The sequence below is a fragment of the Nonomuraea sp. NPDC050153 genome (assembly GCF_044460125.1).
Taxonomy (GTDB): domain Bacteria; phylum Actinomycetota; class Actinomycetes; order Streptosporangiales; family Streptosporangiaceae; genus Nonomuraea.
Genome location: NZ_JBITJQ010000017.1, coordinates 193,848 through 214,817, shown reverse-complemented (window position 1 = coordinate 214,817; position 20,970 = coordinate 193,848). Strand labels below are relative to the sequence as shown.

19 protein-coding genes are annotated in these 20,970 nt (G+C 73.5%); 7 read left to right on the top strand and 12 right to left on the bottom strand.

Annotated elements, in window-relative coordinates:
- Nucleotides 1–100: 100 nt before the first annotated feature.
- From ACIBQ1_RS35330 to ACIBQ1_RS35310, 5 genes are read left to right on the top strand one after another with little or no spacing between them, the layout of a single operon-like run.
- Nucleotides 101–1,213 (top strand): hypothetical protein, encoded by a 1,113-nt coding sequence (locus tag ACIBQ1_RS35330; RefSeq protein WP_397283650.1) that lies wholly within the window; start codon nt 101–103, stop codon nt 1,211–1,213.
- 25 nt (nt 1,214–1,238) lie between these two features.
- Nucleotides 1,239–3,026 (top strand): GH3 auxin-responsive promoter family protein, encoded by a 1,788-nt coding sequence (locus ACIBQ1_RS35325; RefSeq protein ID WP_397283649.1) that lies wholly within the window; start codon nt 1,239–1,241, stop codon nt 3,024–3,026.
- Nucleotides 3,019–5,427, top strand: coding sequence for a phosphotransferase (locus tag ACIBQ1_RS35320; RefSeq protein WP_397283648.1), 2,409 nt, complete (start codon nt 3,019–3,021; stop codon nt 5,425–5,427). The genes ACIBQ1_RS35325 and ACIBQ1_RS35320 overlap by 8 nt, the downstream gene beginning before the upstream one ends.
- On the top strand, nt 5,417–6,238 hold the full coding sequence (locus tag ACIBQ1_RS35315) for a hypothetical protein (RefSeq protein ID WP_397283647.1): 822 nt from the start codon (nt 5,417–5,419) through the stop codon (nt 6,236–6,238). The genes ACIBQ1_RS35320 and ACIBQ1_RS35315 overlap by 11 nt, the downstream gene beginning before the upstream one ends.
- 23 nt (nt 6,239–6,261) lie before the next feature.
- Nucleotides 6,262–6,918 (top strand): DUF6182 family protein, encoded by a 657-nt coding sequence (locus ACIBQ1_RS35310; RefSeq protein WP_397283646.1) that lies wholly within the window; start codon nt 6,262–6,264, stop codon nt 6,916–6,918.
- A gap of 64 nt (nt 6,919–6,982) precedes the next feature.
- Here ACIBQ1_RS35310 and ACIBQ1_RS35305 read toward each other — a convergent pair whose 3' ends face one another.
- Nucleotides 6,983–7,732 (bottom strand): SDR family NAD(P)-dependent oxidoreductase, encoded by a 750-nt coding sequence (locus ACIBQ1_RS35305; protein ID WP_397283645.1) that lies wholly within the window; start codon nt 7,730–7,732, stop codon nt 6,983–6,985.
- A gap of 19 nt (nt 7,733–7,751) precedes the next feature.
- Nucleotides 7,752–8,339 (bottom strand): NADPH-dependent FMN reductase, encoded by a 588-nt coding sequence (locus ACIBQ1_RS35300; protein ID WP_397283644.1) that lies wholly within the window; start codon nt 8,337–8,339, stop codon nt 7,752–7,754.
- An 88-nt stretch (nt 8,340–8,427) separates the two neighbouring features.
- On the opposite strand from ACIBQ1_RS35300, the gene ACIBQ1_RS35295 reads away from it, so the two are divergent.
- On the top strand, nt 8,428–9,171 hold the full coding sequence (locus tag ACIBQ1_RS35295) for a TetR/AcrR family transcriptional regulator (protein ID WP_397283643.1): 744 nt from the start codon (nt 8,428–8,430) through the stop codon (nt 9,169–9,171).
- Here the strand turns inward: ACIBQ1_RS35295 and ACIBQ1_RS35290 are convergent, their stop codons facing one another.
- Nucleotides 9,172–10,170, bottom strand: coding sequence for a helix-turn-helix transcriptional regulator (locus tag ACIBQ1_RS35290; RefSeq protein ID WP_397283642.1), 999 nt, complete (start codon nt 10,168–10,170; stop codon nt 9,172–9,174).
- 53 nt (nt 10,171–10,223) lie between these two features.
- Between ACIBQ1_RS35290 and ACIBQ1_RS35285 the strand changes: the two genes are divergently transcribed.
- On the top strand, nt 10,224–10,832 hold the full coding sequence (locus ACIBQ1_RS35285; RefSeq protein WP_397283641.1) for a DinB family protein: 609 nt from the start codon (nt 10,224–10,226) through the stop codon (nt 10,830–10,832).
- Between the two features lie 6 nt (nt 10,833–10,838).
- On the opposite strand, the gene acnA is transcribed toward ACIBQ1_RS35285, so the two are convergent.
- From acnA to ACIBQ1_RS35240, 9 genes are read right to left on the bottom strand one after another with little or no spacing between them, the layout of a single operon-like run.
- Nucleotides 10,839–13,406 carry an aconitate hydratase AcnA gene (gene acnA, locus ACIBQ1_RS35280; RefSeq protein WP_397283640.1) on the bottom strand — a complete coding sequence of 856 codons (2,568 nt, stop codon included), beginning with the start codon at nt 13,404–13,406 and terminating at the stop codon, nt 10,839–10,841.
- Complete coding sequence (locus ACIBQ1_RS35275; protein WP_397283639.1) at nt 13,403–13,531, bottom strand: hypothetical protein; 129 nt, start codon at nt 13,529–13,531, stop codon at nt 13,403–13,405. Before ACIBQ1_RS35275 ends, acnA begins: the two co-directional genes overlap by 4 nt.
- A complete protein-coding gene (locus ACIBQ1_RS35270; protein WP_397283638.1) occupies nt 13,519–14,574 on the bottom strand; it encodes an Ldh family oxidoreductase in 1,056 nt (351 codons plus the stop codon). The genes ACIBQ1_RS35275 and ACIBQ1_RS35270 overlap by 13 nt, the downstream gene beginning before the upstream one ends.
- Nucleotides 14,571–15,182 (bottom strand): 3-oxo-tetronate 4-phosphate decarboxylase, encoded by a 612-nt coding sequence (otnC, locus tag ACIBQ1_RS35265; protein WP_397283637.1) that lies wholly within the window; start codon nt 15,180–15,182, stop codon nt 14,571–14,573. The genes ACIBQ1_RS35270 and otnC overlap by 4 nt, the downstream gene beginning before the upstream one ends.
- Nucleotides 15,179–16,402 (bottom strand): 3-oxo-tetronate kinase, encoded by a 1,224-nt coding sequence (gene otnK, locus ACIBQ1_RS35260; RefSeq protein WP_397283636.1) that lies wholly within the window; start codon nt 16,400–16,402, stop codon nt 15,179–15,181. Before otnK ends, otnC begins: the two co-directional genes overlap by 4 nt.
- The gene (locus ACIBQ1_RS35255; RefSeq protein ID WP_397283635.1) at nt 16,399–17,046 is read right to left on the bottom strand and encodes an aspartate/glutamate racemase family protein; all 648 of its coding nucleotides are present in this window, start codon (nt 17,044–17,046) and stop codon (nt 16,399–16,401) included. Before ACIBQ1_RS35255 ends, otnK begins: the two co-directional genes overlap by 4 nt.
- Nucleotides 17,043–18,113: an isocitrate/isopropylmalate dehydrogenase family protein gene (locus ACIBQ1_RS35250; RefSeq protein ID WP_397283634.1), complete on the bottom strand. Its 1,071-nt coding sequence runs from the start codon at nt 18,111–18,113 to the stop codon at nt 17,043–17,045. Before ACIBQ1_RS35250 ends, ACIBQ1_RS35255 begins: the two co-directional genes overlap by 4 nt.
- Nucleotides 18,114–18,118: 5 nt before the next feature.
- Complete coding sequence (locus tag ACIBQ1_RS35245) at nt 18,119–19,216, bottom strand: ABC transporter ATP-binding protein (protein WP_397283633.1); 1,098 nt, start codon at nt 19,214–19,216, stop codon at nt 18,119–18,121.
- The gene (locus ACIBQ1_RS35240) at nt 19,209–20,957 is read right to left on the bottom strand and encodes an ABC transporter permease (protein ID WP_397283632.1); all 1,749 of its coding nucleotides are present in this window, start codon (nt 20,955–20,957) and stop codon (nt 19,209–19,211) included. Before ACIBQ1_RS35240 ends, ACIBQ1_RS35245 begins: the two co-directional genes overlap by 8 nt.
- Nucleotides 20,958–20,970: the final 13 nt, after the last annotated feature.

Below are 20,970 nucleotides of genomic sequence, written 5' to 3'. Positions count from 1 at the left end.
CCGGACGGGATGGGCGCTGCCGTTATGCACCCTGAGCCGCACCGCGGAGCCGGGGATGGCGGCGGCGTTAGCCGCCGGGGCCGGACCGAGAGGAGGATGAGTGACGGCGTACTCGCCTGGTGCCGCCCGGCTGCTGCTCGCACCCGTCACCATCACCGCCACCAAGCCGCTGCTGCCCACTCACATCAAGGGCTTCCTGTGGGTGGACACGCTCTTTCGGGGGACGCGGCTGGTGCGCGACCTGGAGTACTACTGGAATCCGCGCGCCGCGAACCTGACCGGGCAGACGATCCAGTTCTGGGACCACCTCGACCGCCGCCACGCGCACCTCGACCACGGCGCCCTGTCCGCCGACGAGCTCGGCCGCCTGTACGTGAGCTTCCACGCCTCCGGTGACGCCCGCCCGATGAACCTGCTGCGGCACTACACCGAACGGGTCGAGCGGGAGGGCTGGGTGCACCCGGCCACCCGCGCGGCCACCGGCGAGTGGAAGCGGCAGCTCGACCTGCTCGGCGTGCACGACCCCGGCCTGACCGCCGACCGGCCCGCGCAGCTGTCCATCGACGAGACCGTCGAGCTGCTGACGCGGCGCCACCTGTGCGTGGACCACCGCGGCCACGGCGGGCCCGCCTACCTGGACGGCACCCGGTGGGGAATGCCGCTGCGCACGGTGGTCGGCACCGACGGTCATGCCAACTACCTGCTGGTCATCCTGCGGGACCTGCTCCCCCGCCTGGCCGACGGCGACCGGGTGCTGCTGGTCTACGACGACGACCTGTCCCACGACTACGCGCTGCTGGCGCGGGTGCTCGGCGCGCTGGGAGCGCGCCCGTCGCGGCTGCCGCTGGGCCGCGTCCCGCTCGGCGGCGTCATCCGCTCCAGCAGGCACGGCGGCTGGGACGGCCACACCATCGGCCGCCTGGCCGGCCTGTGCCTGGAGGAGTTCGACGAGGCCGCCTACCGGCTCGGGATGCGGCTTTACTTCATCGCCATGCTCAAACGCACCTCCGCGGAGCCGTTCCGCCTCGACCTGCTGCGCCGCGCCCTGTCACGGGCCACCCGGATGCTGCGCGAGGCCGACGGCCGGCCCGAGCCGGCCGACCGGCTGCTCGGATGCGCCACGCCCGCGGGCTGGATCGACCCCTACCGCCTCACCGACGGCCTGTTCGCGCGGCGCGCCTCGGCGTCCCTGCTCGACCAGGTCTACCTGTGACGCGCCGACGAGAACCTGGAGAGCCATGACCACCGACCTTTCGCTCGCCTCGCCCGCGGAGCGCGCCGCGGCGTACCGGCGGCGGGTGCTGCAGGAAAGCGGCAAGGCGCTCGGCTCGCTGGACAGCCCTCGCGCCGCGCAGGACGCGGTGCTGGCCGAGATCCTCGCGGCCAACGCGGGCACCGCCTTCGGCCGCGAGCACGACCTGGGCAAGGTGCGGGATCTGGCCGGCTACCGGCGGGCCACGCCGATCCGCGGCCACGAGGAGTTCCGGCCGTGGCTGGAGCGCGTGCACGCGGGCGAGCGGCAGGTGCTGACGAGCGAGGAGCCCACGGCGTTCTTCGCCAGCAGCGGCACGACCGGCGGGGAGAAGAGCATCCCGGTGACCGCGACCTTCCTGCGCCGCTGCTTCCTGCCGTTCTACTTCGCGGGGTTCGCGCAGCTCGTACGGCACCATCCGGACCTGCTGCCGCGCGACGACGCCGTGCTGAACCTGTGGCAGGACCCGCACTCGCCGACCGGCCGCACCGCCGGGGGTCGGCCGCACATCGGGCCGAGCCAGCTCGACTTCGCCAAGGCGGGCGAGGAGCTGGCCGTCGGGCTCGGCAACCGGGCCCCGTGGAGCCGACTGCCCGGCGAGCTCGCGGAAGCCGGGCCGTGGGAACGCTCCTACCTGCGGCTGCGGCTGGCCGCCGAGCACGACGTGCGCGGCGTCATCGCGGTCAACCCGGCGATCGCCGCCGCCCTGCCGCACCAGCTCGCGCACTGGTGGCCCCGCATCGTCCAGGAGATCAGGGACGGGACGGTCGGCGGCGTGGCGACGCGGCCCCCCGATCCCGGGCGGGCCGCCGAGCTGGAGCGCGTTGCCGAGCGCCGTGGCGGGCTGCGGCCCGCCGACGTGTGGCCGCGGCTGGAGCTCCTGTTGACCTGGAACACCTACGTCTCCCGCCTCTACCTGCCGCGGCTGCGCGAGGACTACGGCGCCGGCCTGCGGATCCGCCCCGCGCCGATCGGGTCGTCGGAGGGGCCGCTGGCCGTGCCGGTGGGCGAGCGGGAGACCGGCGGGGCGTTGATGGTGACCGGCTGCCTGTACGAGTTCATTCCGGCCGACGAGCCGATCACCCCGTGGAGCGACACCCTGGAGCCGCACGAGCTCGTGGAGGGCCAGGAGTACCACGTGGTGGTGTCGCACGTCGGCGGCATGTACCGGTGCGCGGTGCGCGACGTCGTCAAGGTGGCCGGGTTCGCCGGGGCGACGCCGCTGGTGGAGTACTCCTGCCGCGCCGGCCTGGTCTCCGTGGCAGGCGAGCGGGTACGCGAGGCGCACGTTCTGCGCGCGGTCGCGGCGGCGTCCGAGGTCACCGGCCTGGCCGCCCGCGACGTGATGTACCGCGCGCTGCCGGGCGCGGGCGCATCAGCGGGCGCCTCGGCGGACGGCGCGCTGCGGGACTCAGGCGCCCAGGACCGCGCACTGCCGAGCTCGGGCGCCCCCGCGGACCGGGCGCCGGCGGGCGGGCATGAGGCGGCCGTGGCGTTCGAGGCGCCGCTTTCCGAGGCGGAGGTGCGGGCGTTCCGCGCCGCGCTCGACGAGGAGCTGTGCCGGGAGGCGCCCGGTTACGCCGGCGCGCGCCGCTCGGGCGCCCTGGCCACGCCGCTGGTGCACCCGGTGGCCCCGGAGGCGTTCTGGCGGGAATGGCGGCGCCGCGTGGAGGCGGGCGAGCGGCCCACCCGCGTCAAGGACCGGGTGTTCCGCGCCGACCCGCAGGTGTGGGCGCGCGTGCTGGGCGGAGCCGAGGAGGCCGGCGTTGGCTGAGACCCTCGAACCCCAGGCCGGCCCGCTGAGCCAGGCGGCGTACCCGAGCATGCCCGGCCGCGGCCAGTACACCGAGCGGGCCAGACGCGACCTGCTGGAGTGGCTGCGGGCCACCACGAGCGCCCCGCTGCGCTCCCTGGAGCAGTCCACGATCGACCCGCGCTCGCTGCCTGGCAACGTGGAGAACTTCGTGGGCGTGGTCGAGGTCCCGGTCGGCCTGGCCGGTCCGCTGCTGTTCACCGGCCGCGACGCGCAGGGGCTGATCACCGCGCCGCTGGCCACCACCGAGGGCGCCCTGGTGGCGTCGGTGTCGCGCGGCGCCAAGGCGATCACGCTGGCGGGCGGGGTGACGAGCCAGGTCATCGCGCAGCGGATGACGCGGGCACCGGTGTTCGAGTTCGCCGGGCTGAGCGAGGCGGCCGAGTTCGCCCGGTGGATCGTGCGGCACGAGGATGAGCTGCAGCGGCGGGTGAACGAGGTGTCGGCGCACTCGCGGCTGACCCTGGTCGACCCGGTCCAGCTCGGCAGGGCCGTGCACGTGCGGTTCGGCTACGAGACGGCCGACGCCGGCGGGCAGAACATGACGACCGCGGCCACCTGGCGGGCCTGCCAGTGGATCAACGAGCGGCTCGCCGCCATGCCTGGGCTCGCGCCGACCTGGTTCGCCATCGAGGCGAACCTGAGCGGCGACAAGAAGTTCACGCACCTCAACATGATCGCCGGCCGGGGCACCCGGGTGGTGGCGGAGTGCGTGCTGGACCGCGCGACGATCCGCCGCGTGCTCAAGAGCACCCCGGAGGCGATGGACCGGCTCTACCGGCACAGCGTGGTCGCCGGGCAGCAGGCCGGCATGGCGGGCCACGACATCGACGCGGCGAACGTCATCGCGGCCATCTTCGTCGCCACCGGGCAGGACATCGCCAGCGTGTACGAGTCCGGCACCGGCCTGTTCTCGGTGGACGTGTCGGAGGGCGACCTGCGGGCCACGCTGGTCCTGCCGAGCCTGGTCACGGGTGTCGTCGGAGGCGGCACGAGGCTGGCGCGGCAGCGCGACTACCTGGAGGTGCTCGGCTGCCGCGGCGACGGGCTCTCCGGCCGCTTCGCGGAGATCATCTGCGGTTTCGCGCTGGCGCTCAACCTGTCCACGATGGCGGCCGTGGCGGGCGGCCAGTTCGCCGACGCGCACGAACGGCTCGGCCGCGGGCGCCGGGTGAGCTGGCTCACCCGCGCGGATCTCGGCGCGCCCCTGCTGCGGCCGATGCTGGCTCAGGTCATGGACGCGCCGGCCCTGGAGGTGACCGGGGTCGACTGGATCGACGACGCGCCGGGGTCGAGCCTGATCACCGAGCTCACCTCCCGCGCCGAACGCCGCAAGACCACCGGCGTCCTGCCCGTCCGCGTGGCCTGGGAGCGGGACGCGGGCGGCGACGCCGGGCAGACCGACCTCGTGCTCAAGGTCAAGCCGCTCGACCAGGAGGTGATCATCGAAGCGGCCAAGATCGCCTCGCTGAGCGGGGGCCGGCTCGCCGACGTCTATCCGCGCTGGCGCGAGTGGACCGGCTTCAAGGGCCTGCACACCCGGGAGCTGGCCGTCTACCGGACGACGGAGCCCGCGCTGCGCTCGGTGCTGCCCTTCACGTACGGGGTGCACGAGGACCCTGGGCGGGAGGCGTACGTGATCGCGATGGAGCGGCTCGGGCCCGGCGTGCGGCTCAAGGACACCTCGGACACGCCGGAACGCTGGCGCACGCAGGACGTGGCGGCGGCCGTGCGCGGCATCGCGGGCGTGCACGCGGCCTGGCTGGGCCGCCACGACGAGCTGCGCGCCCTGGTCGGGCCGGTGCAGACCGCCGAGCGCATGGCGGCCATGCGCGAGCTGTGGACGGCGCTGCTGGAGCACGGCGCGGCCGAGCACCCGGAGCTGCTGGACGGCGCCGCGGCGCACCGGCTGCGGCGGATCGTGGCCGGGATCCCCGAGTGGTGGCGGCGGCTGGAGTCGATGCCCCGCACACTGGCGCACAACGACTTCAATCCGCGCAACATCGCCCTGCGCTGCGCGGGCTCAAGCTTGGTGGCCTACGACTGGGAGCTGGCGACCCTGCACGTGCCGCAGCGGGACCTGGCAGAGCTGCTGGCCTTTGTGCTGCCGCCGGACGTACGCGAATCGGAGGTCGTCCCGTTCCTCGACCTGCACCGCGAGGCGACAGGCCACGCGGCCGACCCGCGGGAGTGGCGGGAGGGCTACCGGCTGGCGCTGTGGGACTTCGCGGTCACGCGGCTCCAGCTCTACGTCATGGTGCACGGGCAACGGGAGCTGCCGTTCCTGCCCCGCCTCATGGCCACGACCCTGCGCCTGATCGCCATCGAGGACGCCGCCGCCGGGGACGACAGTGCGGGCTGAGCACCGCGTCGAGCTGGCGCGGGTGGCGCTGGTCGGCATCGACGGGTCCGGCAAGAGCACCTGCGCCCGGCTGCTCGCCGGGCTCCCTGGGCGGGACCACATCGTGCTGTCGTGCCTGCGCCCGCACGAGAACCCCGGCGGGCCGCTCCACGAGCTGTCCCGGCACCTCGACACGCTGTCGGCGCAGGCCGATCTCATCGGCAGTCCCGACCTCAAGCTGGCCGTCCTCTACCTGCAGATGTGCACATACGCGGTGGCGGAGCGCCACTTCCTGCGCGGTCCCGGCCGCGCGATCGTCACCGAACGCCACCCGCTCATCGACGCGCTCACGTACCTGCCGCTCTACCGGGACGTCATCGAGCGGACGAGCGTCCCCGGCCGCCCGGCGGCGCTGCGCGAGCAGATCGCGCGCATGCCGGAGAGCGCCGTCGAGGCCGCGCTCGCCTGGTGCGAGAGGCTCGGCCGACGGCCCGGCGGGCGCGCGCCGCGGCTCGACACGCTCGGCGCCGAGCTCGTCGGACTGCTGCGGCTGCCGCCCGGAGAGCTGATCGCCGAGCTGTCGGACCGCTTCGCGGTCGCGCCGCCCGACGTCGCGATCCTGCTCGACATCGACGTCACCGAGGCCACCCGCCGGGTCCGGGCCCGCGACCGCCGCCCAGAGCCGCACGAGCGCCCCGACCTGCTGGCCCGGATCAGGGACGGCTACGAAGAGGCGCTCAAGGCGCTCCCTGTACGGGTGCACCGCGTCCGCGTCGACGGCCGCTCCGCACCGGCCGTGACCGCCGAGATCGCCCGCCTGGCCGCCCTATGAACCCACTGCACGAACGGCCCCCCATGACACCCCCCACCCCCACCCAGGAACTGCTGCGCGAGCACTTCGACGCGCGGATGGCCCGCGTCCGCCGCGTTCTGCCGCCGCAGTCGGCCCACGGCGTGGGCGCGATCGCGGTGCTGCGCGCATTCGACCCGGTGACCTTCGCCGGCTCGGCGTACGCGTTCGCCCGCGACCTCATCGAGCCACGGGGCGCGCTCTGGTACGCCGCCTTCACCAGAACGATCTTCCTGGCCGGCGACCCCGGCAACCTCCTCGACCGCCACCCCTGCGACCACCTGTCCGCCGACGCCTCCATCGCCTGGTACGCCCCCGCCCCGCTGTCCGCCCGCGAAGGGCTGCGCCGCATGCTGCGGCCCTTTCGCGGACCGGACGGCCTGACCTCCCCGCTCCTGCGGGAGGTCCCCCTGGCCGGGGCCGGCACGGTCGTGCGCCTCGACGTCCCGGTGGCCTCGCTGACGGTCGAGGACTACCTGATCCACGTCAACCACCTGATCGCGGAGGCGACCCTGGACGGCCTGCTCACCGGCGCGGGCCGCCTGCTCATCCGTCACCTGCCCCGTCACCCGGACCCGGCCACCTCCTACGCCCGGATCCGGGTCTCCCCCGACCCGCTCTCCCCCGACCGGCTGCGAGCCTATGCGTACCTGTCCCTGTAGGGATCGGCGCGGAAGCCTGTCCATCGCGGTCCCGGCGCCGGCCCGTGGCACAGCTCGACCGTGGTCACATGGTCGTTCCGCCGGAGACGTCCAGGCGGTGTCCGGTCATGTAGCGGCTGTCGTCGCCGGCCAGGAAGGCCACCGTGTCGGCGACGTCCTGCGGCGTGCCCAGGCGGCCCAGCGGTGACTGAGACGACAGCCAGGCCAGGGCCTCGCCGACCAGGCGTCCCTGGTGCATGTCGGTGTCGATGACCCCGGGGGCCACGGTGTTGACCGTGATCCCGCGCGGCCCGAGCTGCTTGGCCAGCGCGGGGGTCAGCACGTCGAGCGCGGCCTTGGACATGGCGTAGTCGATCGCCCGGGGCATGGCCGCGCCCCGGGTCAGCATCGTGCCGACGGTGATGATCCGGCCGCCGTCCCGCAGCCGCGGCAGCGCGAGCCGGGTGATGAAGAACGGAGCGGTCGTGTTGACCGCGAACAACCGCTCGAAGCCCTCCCTGGTCACGCCGCCGATCTCGGCCTGGTCGCCGAGGATGCCCGCGTTGTTGACCAGGATGTCCAGGCCGTCGGCGTGCTCGTCGAAGGCGGCCCACAGCGCTTCGGCGTCTCCCGGCACGCCCAGCTCCGCGCGTACGGTGAACGCCCGTCCTCCGGCCGCTTCGATGGCCGAGACCGTCTCCTTGGCCGCCGTCTCGTTGCTGCCATAGTGGACGGCGACCCGGGCGCCCTCGCCGGCGAGCCGGACGGCGACGGCGCGGCCGATCCCCCTGCTGGCCCCGGTCACGAGTGCCGTCTTGCCGGTCAATGTCGTCATCGTCGATCGTGCCTTTCCGTCAGGCGTTGTAGGGAGTGGTGACCTTGGCGTCGCGCAGCACGCGCGCCCACCACGTCAACTGGTCGAGCAGGGTCTTGGCGGCCGTGGCGGGCCCGTGCGGGTCCTTGGGTCGGCCGTCGGGGCCGAAGCAGTCCCATGCGCCGTGGAAGCTCACCGTGTCCCGGGTGGTGACGGCGTGCAGCTCGGCGAAGACGGCGCGCAGGTGTTCCACCGCGCGCAGGCCGCCCGACAGGCCTCCGTAGGACACGAACGCCACCGGCTTGGCGTGGAACTGCGCGTTGTGCCAGTCGATCGCGTTCTTCAACGACGCCGGATAGCTGTGGTTGTACTCCGGGGTCACCACCACGAAGGCGTCGGCCGCCTCCAGCCGCGGCGTCAGATCGCTCAAAGCCGTGAGCACCCCTTGCGGCGGGGACATGGACGGGGCAGCGCCGCCGATCGGCACGTCCGCCAGATCGATCAGGTCGACTTCGAGGTCGTCGCGCCGGGCCGCCTCGTCGGCGAACCAGGTGGCCGCGGTCGGGCCGAACCGGCCGTCGCGGACGCTGCCCACGATGACGGCCAGCCGCAGCGGGCTCTCGGACATGGTGTTCTCCTCATTCGCGTACTTCGTACTCGAAATAGGACCCTAGCCATTCGAGTACTGTGTACGCAAGTTAAGGAGGGGCAGCGGGATGTCCGACGAGGAACTGGTCAGCATCTGGATGCGACCCGAGCGCCTGGAGCGCTCGGGACCCGGACGGCGGCCCGGCTACAGCCGCGAGCAGATCACCCGGGCGGCCGTCCGGATCGCCGACGCCGAAGGGGTGGAGGCCGCGACCATGCGCCGGATCGGGGGCGAACTGGGCACCGGCGCCATGTCCCTCTACCGCTACGTACCGAAACGCGATGACCTGTTCGACCTCATGATCGACCTGGCGATGGGCGAGCTCGATCTCCCCGGCAAACCGTCCGGCGACTGGCGCGGCGACCTCTCCCTGGTCGCCCACCGGACCCGGGCGGCCGGGCTGCGCCACCCCTGGCTGACCCCGCTGCTCAACAGCCGCCCGACCCTGGGCCCGAACCTGCTGCGCGTGCACGAGTTCGCCCTGGGCGCGCTCGACGGGCTCGGCCTCGACATCGACGAGATGACCGGCTTCGTCAGCATGGTGAACGACTACGTCCACAGCGCGATCCGCCGCGAGATCGCCTGGCTGGAGGAGGCCCGCCGTACCGGCATGGACCCGGAGCGCTGGAAACGCGACTACGCCGGGCCGTACGTGCGGCAGATCGTCGAGTCGGGCGCCTATCCCCTGTTCAGCCGGTCCGTACGGGAATCCAGGACCGCCCACCTGGCCCCCGCCGAGCGCTTCGGGCACGGGCTGGACCGCGTGCTCAACGGAATCGGCGCGCAGATCACGTCAGACCTCCCCCGATGATCACAGCTGCGGGGTGGCGGTCGCGGCGCGGGCGTAGCGCCGGGCCAGGCGCGCGAAGACCTCCTTGAGCTCGTCCGGGCCGACGACCTCGATGTCGGCGTCGAACACGCCGATGGCGGCGGCCAGGCCGGGCCATGACCACGACCCCAGGATGAGCCGGCAGCGGTTCGGGTCGAGTGCCTCGACGACTCCGTCGCGGGTGTAGCGGGACACGGCGGCGGCGGGCAGGTCGATGATCACCTCGCCGCGGCAGGACCAGTCGCCGGTCCCGTCGGAGCCCCGGAACTTGCTGATCACGAAGGCGGCCACGTCACCTCCGGGCAGCTCGCGCGGGGTGAAGCGGGGCCCCGCGGGGGTGCGCGGGGTGATCCGGTCGGCGCGGAAGATACGCCAGTCCTCGCGGTCGAGGTCCCAGGCGATGAGGTACCAGCGCCCGCCCCAGGTGACGAGGTGATGAGGCTCCGCCCGGCGTGGCGGGGCCGGCACGCCGTCGTCACCCGGACCCGGCGGATAGTCGAAGCGCAGCACCTCGCGGGCGTGGACGGCGGCGCTGAGCGCCATGAGCACGCCGGCGTCGACGTGCGGGCCCGGCCGGGACACCGGCCGCCGGACGGCGGTGACCTGGAGGGTGTCGATGCGGCGGCGCAGCCGTGCGGGCATGACCTGCCGGACGGTGTTCAGCGCGCGGGCCGCCGCCTCCTCGATGCCGGCGCCGGCGGTTTCGGCGAGCTGGAGCGCGATGGCCAGCGCGACGGCCTGCTCGTCGTCGAACAGCAGCGGGGGCAGCTCCGTGCCGGCTTCGAGCCGGTATCCGCCGTCGGGCCCTTTGAAGGCCACGATGGGATAGCCCAGCTCGCGCAGGCGGTCGACGTCACGGCGTACGGTGCGCGGGCTGACGTCCAGCCGTTCGGCCAGCAGCGCCCCCGGCCAGTCGCGGCGCGCCTGGAGCATGGAGAGCAGCGCCAGCAGCCGCGCTGAGGTCTTCGGCACGATTCCCATGATGCCCTGAGAAGCGGCCATTCCCTGGCCGCTTCCCCTGCGACCGTTGCCACATGCCAGTCAACGACGACGACAAGAAGGGCCCGAACGCCATGACCGCCTCCCCCGCAACCCTCGACGCCGAGCGGGCCGACCTGCTCGCCTCGATCGCGACCGCGCGATCCGCCCTGACCAGGACCGTCGAAGGGCTCAGCGACGAGCAGCTCGGCGAGCGCCCGACGGCCGGCGCGCTGTGCCTGGGCGGGCTGATCAAGCACGTCGCGTCCATGGAGGAAGGGTGGCTGCGCTTCGCGCTGGAGGGCCCGTCGGCGATGCGCCACGACCTGCCCGACGGTGTCACCTGGGCCGACGTCATGGCCGGTACCGCACGCGAGTTCCCGCAGTGGATGATCGACCACGAGAACGAGTTCCGCATGCTGCCCGGCGACACGTCGGCCGGGATCCTCGCGCGTTACGAGCAGGTCGCCGCCCGCAGCGCGGAGATCGTCGCCGCCGTCCCCGACCTGTCGGCGACGCACCCGCTGCCGACGGCGCCCTGGCACGAGCCGGGAGGCGTGCTCAGCGTGCGCGCGGTGCTGATGCACGTCATCGCCGAGACCGCCCAGCACGCCGGCCACGCCGACATCCTGCGCGAGACGCTCGACGGGCAGAGATCCAGCTGAGCGGCGTTACCGGCTCGCGAGCAGGTCGCGCAGGACATAGGGCATGATCCCGCCGTGCCGGTAGTAGTCGACCTCGCGCGGTGTGTCGAGGCGGAGCCGGACCTGGAAGGTGATGGCGTCGGCGGTGACGGTCAGGGTCGGCGGGAGGTCCGGTCCGTCGAGCGCGGTGAGGCCGGTGACGCCGATGACCTCCCGGCCGGTGAGTCCGAGCTCGTCCGGGCCCTGGCCGGGGAGGAACTGCAGCGGCAGGATGCCCATGCCGACCAGGTTCGAGCGGTGGATGCGTTCGAACGACCTGGCGATGACGGCCCGCACGCCCAGCAGCGCGGGTCCTTTGGCGGCCCAGTCGCGGGAGGACCCGGCGCCGTACCCCTCCCCCGCCAGCACCACGGCCGGCACCCCGGCCTCCTGGTAGGCGCGGGCGGCCTCGTACACGGTGGTGATCGTGGCGCCGTCCAGGAAGTCGCGGGTGAAGCCGCCCTCGGTGCCCGGGGCGAGCTGGTTGCGCAGGCGCACGTTGGCGAAGGCGCCGCGCATCATGACCTCGTGGTTGCCGCGGCGGGAGGCGTAGGTGTTGAGCTGGTGGCGCGGCACGCCGAGGCCGGCGAGATAGCGGCCGGCGGGGCTGGACGGGAGGATGGCCCCGGCCGGCGAGATGTGGTCGGTCGTGATGAAGTCGCCCAGCTTGGCCAGGACGCGGGCGCCGGTGAGGTCGGCGACGGGCGGCGGCTCGGGCGACATGCCGTCGAGGTAGGGGGCGCGGCGCACGTAGGTGGAGGCGGGGTCCCAGGGGTAGGTGGCGGAGCGGGAGACGTCCAGGGCCTGCCAGCGCCGGTCGCCGTCGAGGACGTCGGCGTAGGCGCGGGCGAACATCTCCGGCCTGATCACCCGCTCGATGACCTCGCCCACCTCCTCCGGGGCGGGCCACAGGTCACGCAGGTGGACGGGACGGCCGTCGGGGTCGGTGCCGAGAGGCTCGGTGGTGAGGTCGAGGTCCATGGTGCCGGCGATGGCGTAGGCGACGACGAGCGGCGGCGAGGCGAGGTAGTTGGAGCGGACCTCGGGCTGGATGCGGCCCTCGAAGTTGCGGTTGCCGGACAGGACCGCGGCGACGTCGAGGTCGTGCTCGGCCACGGCCTCGGACACCTCCTCGACGAGCGGGCCGGAGGCGCCGATGCAGGTCATGCAGCCGAACCCGGCCAGCGTGAAGCCGAGCCGCTCCAGGTACGGGGTCAGGCCCGCCTCGCCGTAGTAGTCCATGACGACGCGCGAGCCGGGCGACAGGGTGGTCTTCACCCACGGCTTGGCGCGCAGCCCGCGCTCGGCGGCCTTCTTGGCCAGCAGCCCGGCGGCCACCATGACCGAGGGGTTGGAGGTGTTGGTGCAGGAGGTGATCGCGGCGATGGCGACGGTCCCGTGCGTGATCTCCCGGTCCGCCGCGACGGGCGGCCGTTCCTGGGCGCGGAAGGCGGACTTCACCCCCTCCAGGGGAATGCGGTCCTGGGGGCGGCGCGGGCCGGCGACGGACGGCACGACGCTGGCCAGGTCGAGGTCGAGGTCGGCGGTGTAGGCGGGCGGCGCGCCGGGGTCGTGCCACAGGCCCTGCGCCTTGGCGTACGCCTCGACGAGGTCGGCGTGGTCGCTGTCGCGGCCGGTGAAGCGCAGGTAGCGGACGGTCTCGGCGTCGATGGGGAACAGCGCGGCGGTGGAGCCGAACTCGGGGCTCATGTTGGAGATCGTCACCCGGTCGGTCACCGGCAGCGCGGTGACGCCCGGCCCGTGGAACTCGACGATCTTGCCGACCACGCCGTGCCCGCGCAGCAGCTCGGTGAGGGTCAGCACGAGGTCGGTCGCGGTGGCGGCGACCGGCAGCTCGCCGTGCAGGCGCACGCCCACCACGTCGGGCACGAGGATGGACACCGACTGGCCCAGCATGGCCGCCTCGGCCTCGATGCCGCCGATGCCCCAGCCGAGCGTGCCGAGCCCGTTGACCATGGTGGTGTGGGAGTCGGTGCCCAGGCACAGGTCCGGGTACGCCTCATCGCCGCGGGTCATGACCACCCGGGCCAGGTATTCCACGTTGATCTGGTGCATGATGCCCTTGCCCGGCGGTACCACGGTGAACTCCCGCAGCGACGCCTGGCCCCAGCGCAGGAAGCGGTAGCGCTCGGCGTTGCGCTCGTACTCCCGGTCGGCGTTGCGGGCCAGCGCGTCGGGGCGGCCGAAGACGTCGGCGATGATGGAGTGGTCGACGACCAGCTCGGCGGGGATGGCCGGGTTGACCCGGTCGGGGTCGCCGCCGAGTGCCGCCATGGCGTCCCGCATGGAGGCCAGGTCGGCCAGCACGGGCACGCCGTTGGTGTCGTGCAGGAACACCCGGGCGGGATGCAGGTCCACGGCGACGGTCCGGTCGGCGCGTGGCCGCCATCCGGTCAGCGCCCGCACCTGCTCGTCGGGCGCGGCGTGCCGGAGCAGGTTCTCCAGCATGATGCGCAGGCTGTAGGGCAGGCGCGCGGGCGCGTCGACGGGGTGGATGCGGTGGCGGCAAGTGCCCACCGCCAGGTAGTCGGTCACGTGGCCTGCCCTTGGAGCGAGACGGGATGGCAGAAGGTGTTGCGGTGCTCGATCACGCGCGCCTCGGCCACCCGGCGCCAGGCGTCCAGGTGGCCGGGCCGCACCCGGACGATCACGACGAACATGCGCTCGTCCAGGCAGGTTGCGGGATCGCGCACGCCTTGGCGAGCCCGCGCAGGCCGCTCAGCGTCCGGTCGGGCAGGCGCACGCCGGTCAGGGCGGCCTCGGCGCCGTTGCGGTCCTCGATCTCGCCGGGGTAGAAGATCTCGTCGAAGCCGGGCGCGAGCGGCACGGCCTTGGTGCGGTCGATGAGGTCGTCGAGGCGGCGGGCGTAGTCGGCGGGGTCGGCCACGGCGTCGACGCGCAGCGCGAGCAGCAGGTGGCCGCAGCCGCTGCGGTGGTCGGGGACGTAGGGGCCGGCCACGTCGGTGGCGTAGGAGCTGCCGGTCAGCACGCCCGACAGCACGTCCATCATGAACGAGATGCCGAACCCCTTGTGCCCGGCCATGGGCAGGATGAGCCCGTCGATGGCCTGGACGGGGTCGGTGGTGGGGACGCCGCCGGCCGTCTGCGCCCAGCCTTCGGGGATGGCCTGTCCGCGCTCCAGGGCGGCGTAGATCTTGCCGCGGGCGACCGTGGTGTTGGCGATGTCGAGCACGACCGGGCCGCGCCGGCCGCCGGGCACCGCGATGGACCACGGGTTGGCGCCCACGCTCTTGTCCCGCCCGCCCCAAGGGGCCATGGCGGGGCTGCCGTTGGTGGTCAGCAGGGCGACGCAGCCCTCGGCCGCGATCATCCGGGTGAAGTAGGCGGCGGTGCCGAAATGGTTGCTGTCGCGCACCGCGACCAGGCCGACGCCGTGCTCGCCGGCGCGGCGTACGGCCTCGCGGGCCGCGTGCGCGGTGACCACCTGGCCGATGCCGGCGCGGCCGTCGAGGACGGCGACGGCGCCGCCGTCGAGCACGGTGGCCACGTCGGTGACCGCGCGCATGACTCCGGAGCGCAGGCGGTCGGCGTACCACTCCAGGCGCAGCATGCCGTGCGAGGGATGCCCCCACGCATCGGCCGTGACCAGGCTGTCGGCCACCAGCCGCGCGTCCGGCTCGGGGACGCCGAGCGAGGTCAGGACCTCGATCCCGAAGGAGATCAGCTCGGAGGCAGGGATCACGACAGGCTCCTGACCTGGTCGGGGGTGAGAGGCCGGGTGGGGCGGTCGCGCAGCAGCAGCCACAGCCGCGCCGTCTCCTCCAGTTCCTCGATGACGTCCGCGGCGGCGGCGAGGTCGGCGCCGGCGGCGATGGGGCCGTGGTTGGCCAGCAGCAGGGCGTGCGCGGTGCGGGCGGCCCGTTCGGCGATCGGCCCCAGCGCCGGGTCGCCGGGCGCGTGGTAGGGCAGCAGCGGCAGCCGCCCGACGCGCATCACGTAGTACGCGGTCAGCGGCGGCAGCGCGTCGTCCGGGTCGAGGCCGTCGTGGCAGGACACGGCGACGGAGTACGTGCTGTGCAGGTGGACGACCGCGCCGTCGCCCGGGCGGGCACGGTAGAGCGCGGCGTGCAGGAACGCCTCCTTCGACGGGCGCGGCCCGTCCAGGTGCTCGCCCGCCAGGCTGACCAGCGACAGGTCATCGGGTGAGACGTCGCCGAGCGAGCCGCCGGTCGGGGTGATGAGGAAGGCGTCGCCGGTGCGCGCGCTGATGTTGCCGGTGCGGCCGTGCGTCAGCCGCCGGTGGAACAGGGACGCGCCCAGCTCGGCGATCCGCGTGGAGATGTCGGTCATGATGCTTCCAGAGCTGTGACGAGCAGGTCGGGCCGGCCGAAGTTGCCGGATTTGAGCAGCAGGGCCAGGCTCGGGTGGCCGGTGGTGAGCAGCCAGGGGACTCCCCGGGCGGCTTCGGCGCCCACGACCGCCCCGGTCACCCCGAGGGCGTTGACCACGGCGCCGGAGGTCTCGCCGCCGGCGACGACGATGCGCCGGGCGCCGAGCTGGGCGGCGCGGGCGGCGACGGCCGCCAACGCCTGCTCCAGCAGCTCGGCCGAGCCGGGCGAGCGCTCCTCGGGAGGCGCGGAGGAGTAGACCATGACGCGCTCCTCCGCCGCGAGGCGGTCCTCCAGCCAGCCGAGGGCCTCCTCGACCAGCCCGTCCCGCTCGGGGCGCAGCCGGTAGGAGGGCATGCGCCCGCGGGCCAGGGCCACCTGCTCCAGCGTGGCGGCCGAGCAGCTGCCCGCGAGCACCACCCCCGGCCCCTGGGGGAGGGCGGGCACGGCCGGGCCGCCCGGTTCCCGCCCGGCGGCCGTCAGGGCGCCCGCCGCCCCGGCCAGCCCCGCCGCGCCGGTGATGACGGGCAGGTCCGCGGTGGCGCGGGCGATGACGTCGAGGTCGCGGTCGTCGAGGGCGTCGGTGACCGCGTACCGGACGTCCTGGGCGCGCAGCGTGTCGAGCGCCGCGCGTACCGCGTGGGCGCCGCGCCGGACCGTCCCGTGCGCGACCAGCGCGACGCGGTGCGGGGTCTGGCGGCCCAGGACGCGGACCAGGTCGGGGTCGCTCATCGGGGTGAGCGGGTGGTGGCGCATCGGCGACTCCGACAGCAGCCGGTCCCCGACGAACAGATGCCCCTGGTAGACGGTGCGGCCGTGCTCGGGGGCGGCCGGGCACACCACGGTCAGCAGGGCCCCGCTCGCCCGGGTCAGCGCGTCGGCGACCGGGCCGATGTTGCCCTCGTCGGTGGAGTCGAAGGTGGAGCAGTACTTGAAGTACAGGCGCCGGGCCCCTTGCCCGTGCAGCCACCGCTGAACGGCGAGCGAGGCGGCGACCGCGTCCCCCGCCGGGATCGAGCGGGTCTTGAGCGCGACGACGACGGCGTCGGTGTCCGGGAGCACCGTCGCGGGCCCGGGGGTGCCGAAGATCAGCACCGTACGCAGACCCGAGCGCCGCAGGGCGGCGGCGACGTCGGTGCCGCCGGTGTAGTCGTCGGCCACGCAGCCCAGCAGCGGGCTCATGCCAGCGCCTCGCGCAGCGCCCGGGCCGCCGCGAGCGGCGGGCTCAGCACGGGCAGGCCGAGCCGGTCGGCCAGCTCGGCGTGCACCGGGCTGATCGAGTACTGCCCGAGCAGGACCAGCTCGACGCCGTCGAGGGCGGGCGCGGCGGCCCGCGCGAGCACGTCCGTCAGGTCCGGCCAGTCGCGGGCGGCGGCGGCCGCGGCGGCTCCCTGCGCCGTGATCGCCCGCACCTCGACGCCGTCCGCCACCTCCTTGAGCCGCCGCGCCGAGTCCGCCGCCGCGGAGTCGAGCGAGCCGAGCACGAGCACGGCACCGGGCCGCCGCCCGGCGACCTCGGCGAACACGGCTTCGTCCGAGCCTGTCACCGGCACCTCGTGCAGCCGCCGCGCGAGCGCCGCCGCCGGCCCGTACATCGAGCAGGACAGCAGCACCGCGTCGGCGCCGCCGCGGACCGCGTAGTCGACGAGGGCGAGCATGCGGCGTGCCAGCGCGGGTGTCAGGCCGCCGGCCGCGTCGGCCTCGGTGACGAGCCGGTCGTCCATGAGGTGCCAGGGCGCGGCCTCGGGAAACCCTTCGGCGAGCCCGTCGGCGGCGGGCTGGGCGGAGGCGGGGGTGGCGTTGACGACGGCGACCGTCGGGCTCATCGCTTCACCGCGGCGGCGACGGCCTCGGCGAAGGCCCGGGTGCCCGCCGTGCCGCCCATGTCGCGGGTACGGGTGCCGGCCCGGACGGTGTCGGCGACCGCCGTCTCGATCAGGGCGGCGGCCCGGGCAAGGGCCGGGTCCTGGTGGCGGGCGCCGAGCCAGTCGAGCAGCATGGCGCTGGACAGGATCATCGCGATGGGGTTGGCGACGTCCTGGCCGGCGATGTCGGGGGCGGAGCCGTGCGCGGCCTGGGCCATGGCGCGCTCGTGGGAGGCGTTGATGGACGGGGCGATGCCGAGCGATCCGGCGATCTCGCCGGTCAGGTCGGACAGGATGTCGCCGAACATGTTCTCGGTGACGATCACGTCGAACTCGTCCGCCCGCCGCACCAGGTGCACGGTCATCGCGTCGATGTGGAAGTCGTCCACGGCCACGCCGGGGTAGCGGGCGGCGACCTCCCGGCAGACGTCGCGGAACATGCCGGTGGTCAGCTTGAGGACGTTGGCCTTGTGGACGATGGTGAGCTTGCCGCGCCTGCGGGTGGCCAGCTCGAACGCCTCGACGGCGATCCGCTCGACGGCGGGCCGGGTGATGATGCCCATGGCGATGGCCACGTCCGGGCTGGGCATGAACTCGCCGGTTCCCTTGTAGGTGCTGCGGTCGGCGTAGAAGCCCTGGGTGTTCTCCCGGACGATGACCAGGTCGGTGCCGGGGACGACGGCGTCGGCGCCGTCGAACGACCTGGCCGGGCGGATGTTGGCGAACAGGTCGAAGCGCTTGCGGATGGTGCCGCTGGGGTTGAGCTTGGAGCGGTGCGGCTCGGGATAGGCGGCGCTGTCGTGCGGGCCGAGCAGCCAGGCGTCCAGCTCGGCGAGCGCGGCCAGCGTCGTCTCCGGCGTGGCGTCGCCGTGGGTGTCGATGGCGGCGGCGCCGAGCGGCAGCTCGGCCCACTCGACCGGGGCGGCGCCCGCGGCGGCCAGCGCGGCGTCCACGACCAGGACGGACGCGGGGACGATCTCGGGGCCGATGCCGTCGCCTTCGAGTACGCCAAGACGGTAAGAAGTCACGAAATTTACGTCCTTACGAGTGCTTCGGCGTCCTCGGACGGCACGCCGGTGGTCGGGTAGAGCAGGCAGGCGGCGGGCTCGACGACGAGCGTGACCTCGCCGCTCAGCCCGGAACGGTTGGTCTCGGCCTGGATGACGTGGTCACCCAGGCGCAGGTCGTACTCGTAGCGGGAGCCGACGTAGGAGCTGGTGAGCACCCGGGCGGTGAGCACGTTCTCGCCGGTCTCGCCGGTCTCGCCGGGCGGGAGGATCTTCAACCGTTCGGGGCGGACGGCCACGGTGACCCGTCCTTCGACCGCTTGCGCGGGCACGGCGACGGTCTGGCCGGTGCAGTCCAGCCGCACCTCGGCCGGGCCGGTCATCGTGCCGGTGAGAAAGTTGCAGCGGCCGACGAAGGCGGCCACCTCGGCGGTCGCCGGGGTCTCGTAGATCTCGGTCGGGGTGCCGATCTGGAGCATGTCGCCCTTGGACATCACCGCGATGCGGTCGCTCAGGGCCAGGGCCTCGTCCTGATCGTGGGTGACGTACACGGTGGTGATGCCGAGCTCGGTCTGCAGCCGTTTGAGCCAGGCGCGGGCCTGGTCGCGGAGCTTGGCGTCGAGGTTGGACAGCGGCTCGTCCAGCAGCAGCACGCCGGGCGAGTAGACCAGGGCGCGGGCGAGGGCGACGCGCTGCTGCTGGCCGCCGGACAGCTGGTGCGGGTAGCGGTCCCTCAGCTCGGCCAGGCCCACCTTGCCGAGCGCCTCGGTGATGAGCTTGTCCTGCTCGCGCCAGTCGACCTTGCGGATCTTGAGCGGCATGGCCAGGTTCTGGGCGACGGTCATGTGCGGCCACAGCGCGTACGACTGGAACACCATCCCGAGGTTGCGCCCCTCGGGCGGCACGAACGTGCCGGCGTCGACGAAGGTCGCCGGGCCGACCGCGATGCTGCCGCCGGTGGGCCGTTCCAGACCGGCGATGCACGCCAGGGTGGTGGACTTGCCGCAGCCGCTGGGGCCGAGCAGGGTGAAGAACTCGCCGTCGGCGATGGTGAACGTGATGTCGTTCAGGACGGCGTTGTCGCCGAACCGCTTGGACAGGTTGGCGACCTTGACCTCAGGCATCGTTGCGCCCCTTGAGAAGTAGTCCGGCCAGCCCGACGAAGGTCGCCGTGATGGCGATCTGCAGGCCGGCCAGCGCGGCCACGGAGCCGGTGTTGCCCTGCACCCACAGTTCGAGCATGGTCGTGCCGATGATGTTGGAGTCCGCCGAGCCCAGGAACACCGCGGGTGAGTACTCCTTGAGCAGCGTCACGAACGTCAGGATCAGCGCCCCGGCGAAGGCCGGCCGCAGCAGCGCGGCCAGGATGCGGGTGAACGTACGCACCCAGTCGGCGCCGGACACCCGGGCGGCGTTGTCGAGCTCCCGGCCGATCTGCATGATCGACGGCGAGATGGAGCCGAACCCGCTGGGCAGCGCGCGCAGCCCGAAACCGATGATCAGCGCCCACAGCGTGCCCTGGATCAGGCTGCCCAGCCCGAACGGGGCGAAGGCCAGCGCCCAGAACAGGCCGATGCCGACGATGATGCCGGGCATCGCCTGCGGGGCGAGCGCCAGATACTCCACCGCGCGGGCGAAGCGGAAGGTCGAGCGCCTGGCCACCATGACCGCCAGCAGGGACAGCGCGCTGACCAGGACCGCGCCGATCGCGGCGACCAGCAGGCTGTTGACGATGGACTGCACGTACACCGGGTAGGTGAAGATCCGCTCGTAGTTGTCCCCGGTGAGAGTCCTGAACGGCGACTGCAGCGGCGTGAACACCTGCGTGAAGGAGCGGAAGACCAGCCCGCCGATCGGCACCAGGGCGCCCATCACCACGTAGAAGGCGATGGCGGCCACGCTCACCCACTTCAGCCACCCCAGGTCCAGGGGCCGCGGCCGGGTGGCCTTCCCCCGCACCGAGACGAACCGCTGGGCGTTCTTGAGCAGCTTGGCCTGCAGCGCGACCAGGCTGACGGTGACCAGCAGGATGATCGCCGACGCCGCGCCCAGCACCCCGTAGTCCGGGTTGATGGACTGCAGGCCGTTGCGATACAGGAACGTGGAAAAGACGTCGATGCCGACCGGCTGGCCGAACAGCAGCGGCACGCTCAGCGTCTCCACCGACATGCTGACCACCAGGATCGAGCTGTAGACGACCGGCGGGCGCAGCAGCGGCAGGATCACCGAGCGCAGGATGCGCAGCGGCCCGGCCCCGCACACCTGGGCGGCGGCCTCCAGCGAGGCGTCGCTCTGCCGCAGCGCGCTTGCGCAGAAGGTGTAGACGATCGGGGCCAGCGCCACGGCCTCGGTCAGCGCCATGCCGGGGATGGAGTACAGGTTCCACGGCAGGAAGCCCAGCAGGCGGCGCACCTCCACGCTGACGAACCCGGCCGGGCCGTACATGGTGATCCAGCCGAAGCCGAGGATCAGCGAGGAGATGAAGAACGGCCACTGCATGGCGGCGGCGAACACGCGGCCGCCGGGCAGCTTCGTCCGCACCACGACCACGGCCATCGGCACCGCGATGATCAGGCTGAGCAGGGTGGTCAGCCCCGCGAACAGCGCCGTGTTGAGCACGACGCGGCCGAATCCCGCCTCGGTGAACAGCCGCGCGTAGTTGCCGGCGCCCAGCACGCCGCCCGCCTCGTACAGGGGGCGGTCGAGGAAGGACTGGTACAGCGTCGGGACGACCGGCGCCAGCACCAGGACCGCCAGCAGCACCAGCACGGAGTACTGCAGCCAGCTCTCCCGGGCCAGCCCCAGCGGCCTGCGGTAGCGCGGCGGCGGATGGACCGGCGGACGCGGCGGGGACAGGGTGGTCATCGTATTCCTCTCA